This is a genomic window from Moorena sp. SIO4E2, assembly GCF_010671945.1.
GTDB lineage: Bacteria > Cyanobacteriota > Cyanobacteriia > Cyanobacteriales > Coleofasciculaceae > Moorena > Moorena producens.
On record NZ_JAAHIE010000524.1, the window covers coordinates 1 to 4,917 of the forward strand.

The 4,917-nt window shown below is 38.9% G+C and carries 2 protein-coding genes; both read left to right on the forward strand.

From position 1 onward, the window contains the following. Positions 1–1,847, forward strand: a 1,847-nt coding sequence (locus tag F6K37_RS32120) for an aminotransferase class III-fold pyridoxal phosphate-dependent enzyme (RefSeq protein ID WP_287254649.1), incomplete at its 5' end; no start/stop codon positions are given. After that, the coding region (locus F6K37_RS32125; RefSeq protein ID WP_287254651.1) for a condensation domain-containing protein at positions 1,844–4,917 on the forward strand (3,074 nt) is incomplete at its 3' end. The genes F6K37_RS32120 and F6K37_RS32125, both read left to right, overlap by 4 nt.

Below are 4,917 nucleotides of genomic sequence, written 5' to 3' on the forward strand. Positions count from 1 at the left end.
CTCTCCTTGTTCGAAATTGGCTCTCGCTCTTCCGAGCTACTACTTATATGAGTGATACTTTATCCCATGTGCGGCAATTATTAGCACCAGGGGGAATGTTAGTTTTGTGGGAAAAGACGGCTCCTCAAAGATGGTTAGATTTAATCTTTGGGTTATTAGGCGGATGGCAGAAATTCAATGATTTAGACTTACGCCCTGATTCACCTTTGCTAAGTTCATCCAAGTGGGAGCAGTTACTGAGTGAAAGTGGTTTTGCTGAAGTTGTCACTGTTCCTAAGACTGGGGGAAGATCAACAGCTTTATCTAAAGAAACAGTGATTATTGCTCAAGCAGAGTCAAATAAAATCAAGGAAAAGATATCTGCGACAAATACTTCCAGGAAAGTAGCCTTGAACAAACGTAAAGCAGCTTTGAATAAACAGCAACAGAGCTACTTAGATGAATTTATTACTACTTACACAAGGAAAACTCAAAAATCTCAAGAAACTGCCCAACGTTATCGTCCATTACTGGCTGATAAAAGAGCTACAGCAAAATGGATAATGGAACTAAAAGAGATGAGATATCCCATAGTTGGAGAATCAGCTAATGGGTCTAGGATGTGGGATGTTGACGGCAATGAGTATATAGACATCTCCTTGGGGTTTGGCGTACATCTGTTTGGTCATAAGCCACAATTTATCACTGAAGCTATCCAAAATTGGTTAAATCAAGGGGTACAAGTTGGTCCGCAAGCAAAATTTGTGGGGGAAGTAGCACAGTTAATTCAAGAACTCACAGGTATGGAGCGAGTTGCATTCTGTAACTCCGGTACAGAAGCAATGATGACAGCAGTACGTTTAGCACGTCTGACTACAGGTCGAGATCGGATTGTGATGTTTACTAACTCTTATCATGGTCATTCAGATGGAGTTTTAGCCGTTGCGCCGACTAATCTAGACAACAATCATCAAGCTGTTCCCGTATCTCCAGGGGTATTGCAAAATATGGTTGATGATGTTATTGTCCTAAATTATGGTGCTAGTGAATCTCTAGATATTATTAGAGCTAATGGCCATAAATTAGCTGCTGTTTTGGTAGAGCCAGTACAAAGTCGCCGACTAAGTTTACAACCAAAAGAGTTTCTTCAGGAACTAAGACAGTTTACTAAACAAGCAGGTATTGCTCTAATTTTTGATGAGGTAATCACTGGCTTTCGTATTCATCCAGGAGGGGCGCAGGCTTGGTTTGATATTGAAGCAGACATTGTTGCCTATGGTAAGTGTGTCGGTGGTGGTGTACCAATAGGGATTATTGCTGGTAAAGGTGACTATATGGACGGCCTTGATGGTGGCCAGTGGCACTATGGAGATGATTCCTATCCTCATAAACTACAGACATTCTTTGGTGGTACTTTCAACAAAAATCCTTTAGCGATGGCTACAGCAAAAGCAGTGCTGGAGCATTTGCAAAGGGAAGGACTATCACTACAAGAAAATCTCAATCAAGGTACTTCAAAGCTTGTAGAAACACTAAATACTTACTTTAAACAAGAAGATGTACCAGTTAAGGTGATATATTTTGCATCTATATTTCAGTTTGTTTCATCGGATAATGAGAGCTATATATTTCAACCAATAGAGGTGGAAATACTGATTCATCACCTAATAAAAAAAGGTCTTTATATATGGGAAGGGAGAATTTGTTTTCTTTCTACAGCTCATACAGAGCAAGATATTGATTATATTATTTCTGCTGTAAAAGAAAGCATATCAGAAATGCGTCAGGGTGGTTTTTTTCCGAAAAATAATCAGCAAATTTATCAAATTAATGTCAAACAACCGGAGCGTGTGAGAGGTGCATTATGAATAACTTAGTTGAATTTTTACAAGATATTTATCATCAAGGTTGGCAACTTTGGAGTGAAGATGGACAATTATTATACGATGCTCCCAAAGACCAGTCAACCGACTCAATATTAGCGACATTAAAGCAACACAAAACTGAAATTTTACAGTTACTGCCCAAAATTGACTTTCAGAAAACAGATGGGTTGTTAGTATCCTTTCCACTGACTGAAGCTCAAAAACAATGTTGGTTTCTGGACCAGGTTGATGAGAATAGCAGACAAGCTTATGTCGATCAAGTATGCCTTGAGTTAGAGGGAATATTGAATATCAATGCAATGGAGCAAGCAATCCAAAAAATTGTAGAACGCCATGAAGCTCTACGGACAATAATATGTTCTGAGGGGGATTTTCAGGAAGTCTTGCCTTCAGTAGAAATTAAGGTTCCTTTGATTGATTTCTCAAACTCATTAGCTAGCGGTCGCGAATCTAAAATAACTGAATGGTTAGAGGAAGAGATTCAAAAACCTTTCGACCTGAGTCAAGCACCTCTATTGCAAGCTTATATCCTTAGACTAGAAGAAAAATTACATCGGTTAGTATTAAGAATTCATCATATTATTAATGATGGTTTGTCCATAGAAATCATTCTCAAAGAGATAGCTGCTTTTTATTCAGCCCAATGTGAAGGGAAAATCTGCAAACTAGAGCCACCGATGCAATTCAGAGAATATGTAGAGTGGCAAAACCAAATCAGTCAGACAGAAGAAATGGCTGCAAGCGAATCTTACTGGTTGGATAAATTTTCTGGTTCGATTCCGGTTTTAGACTTACCAAGCGATCGCCCACGTCCACAAATAATGGGCTATAAGGGGGGTAGACAAACTCTCAAATTGGATTTTAGTCTGGTCGAGCAAATAAAAAGGGTTAGTAAACAGCAGGGTTGTAGCTTGTTTATGACTCTTTTAGCAACTTATCAAATTTTAGTAAGCAAACTCACGAATGATGCAGATATTGTAATTGGTACTGCAACAAGTGGACGTGCTTTGGAAGGAAGTAAAAATATGATTGGCTATTGTGCTAATATATTGCCGATTAAGAGTAGTGTTGATGACTCTTGTAGCTTCTCTGAATTTTTAATAAGTATGAGGGGGAATTTGTTAGAAGATTATCAAAATCAAGATTATCCCTACGCCAAATTGGTGAGTAAGCTTAATCTTGAAAGAGATCTTAGTAGAACAGTTTTGGTATCGGTATTATTTAACCTAGACCGATTCCATACTTTGCCAAGTATGTTTGGGTTGAAAACTAGCTTGATACCTACTCATAAGCGGTTTGTAACTTACGATCTTTTCTTGGATATTACTGAGATAGAGAATGAATTTTTGTTGAATTTAAACTACAATTTGGATTTATTTGATGATGTGACTATCAAGCGTTGGTTAAGTCATTTCCAAATGTTGTTAGAAGCTATAGTCAAGAACCCCGATCGGAAAATATCTCAACTCCCACTATTAACTGTAGCAGAGCAACAACAGTTATTAGAAATTAGTCAGAACCCAGACAAAAACACCTGTATTCCCCTAGATTGGTCAGATAACTTACCTATTTATATTCTAGATAATCACAAACAACTGGTTCCTCTTGGTGTAGAAGGAGAAATCTACATTGCTGCATCCGATAGCTCTTCAAACTCTGGTGACATATACAAACATCCCCAACTCGGTCTTCTACAGAAAACCCAACAGTGGGGACGTCGCTTAGGAGATGGTTTCCTAGAATGGCGAGGTAATGTGGAGCGGCTAGTAAAAGTGAAAGGCAACCGCATTAACCTGCAAGAAGTAGAAGTTGCCTTGCGCACCCATCCAGAAGTAAAAGACTGTTATGTATTAGTAAGAGAGGAACAGCTACTAGCTTATCTAGAAGTATCAAAAGCCATATCCACCGAGTCAATACAAACTCAGATCAAATCTCAATTATCAAATCATCAGCGACCTGATGCTTATGTACAAGTATCAGCATTACCCCTAACAGGATCGGGGAAAATAGATGAAAATGATCTGTTCGCTCTAGAAGTAATAGACTCCCAGTTAATAGAGCGTTGGGAAGAAAAACTGCATTCGCATCCACAAATAGAACAAGCAGCAGTAGTAGTGCAATCCAAACAAACTAAAGCACTTCCACCCGTTCATTTATTAGACCTAATTCCTGAAACAACTCCCACAGTAGAGTTCTCAACAACCACAGCCAAAATTCCTTCTGAGGTAGAAATAGCATCTCAATCAGAAAGCCAAACAACTGTTGTTCCTGCCTTCAGTGATGGTGGTAAATTAACAATACCAGAAGATGCACCACAAACCCTAGCAGAAGCATTACAAAAAGCAGCCCAACAGCATTCAGAAAAAGGAATAATATACATCAACTATGATGGTTCCGAATCTACTCAATCCTATGGGGAACTACTCAAAAATGCACAAAAGATATTAGCAGGATTGAGAAAAATTGGCCTCAAACCCCAACAGAAAGTAATTTTTCAAATTCAAGAAAACCAAGATTTTATCAGCGCATTCTGGGGTTGTGTTTTAGGGGGATTTATACCAGTACCAATATCAATAGCTCGTAGTTATGACCAACCTAACACCACCCTGAGCAAACTCCAAAATAGCTGGCAAATGTTAGGAAAGCCATTGGTACTGACAGACAGTCAATTAGCAATAAAACTTCAGCGCTGGTCTCAAGAATCGAACTTAGAAAACTGGGAACAAGAAACCATAGAAGCTTTACAAAAGAGCGAAGCAGATAGTAATTTTCATCACACTCAACCAGAAGACTTAGCAATATTGCTGCTAACTTCTGGCAGCACGGGAATGCCCAAAGCTGTAATGCAAACCCATCGCAGTTTGTTAAGTCGTTGTGCTGCCACTGCCCAGATGAACAACTTTACAGATAGAGAAATTTCCTTAAACTGGTTTCCCCTAGACCATGTAGGAGGAATAGTCATGTTTCATCTGAGGGATGTCTATTTAGGATGTCAACAGATCCATGCTCCAACAGAAATGGTGTTGCAAGCACCTACTAATTGGTCAGATTA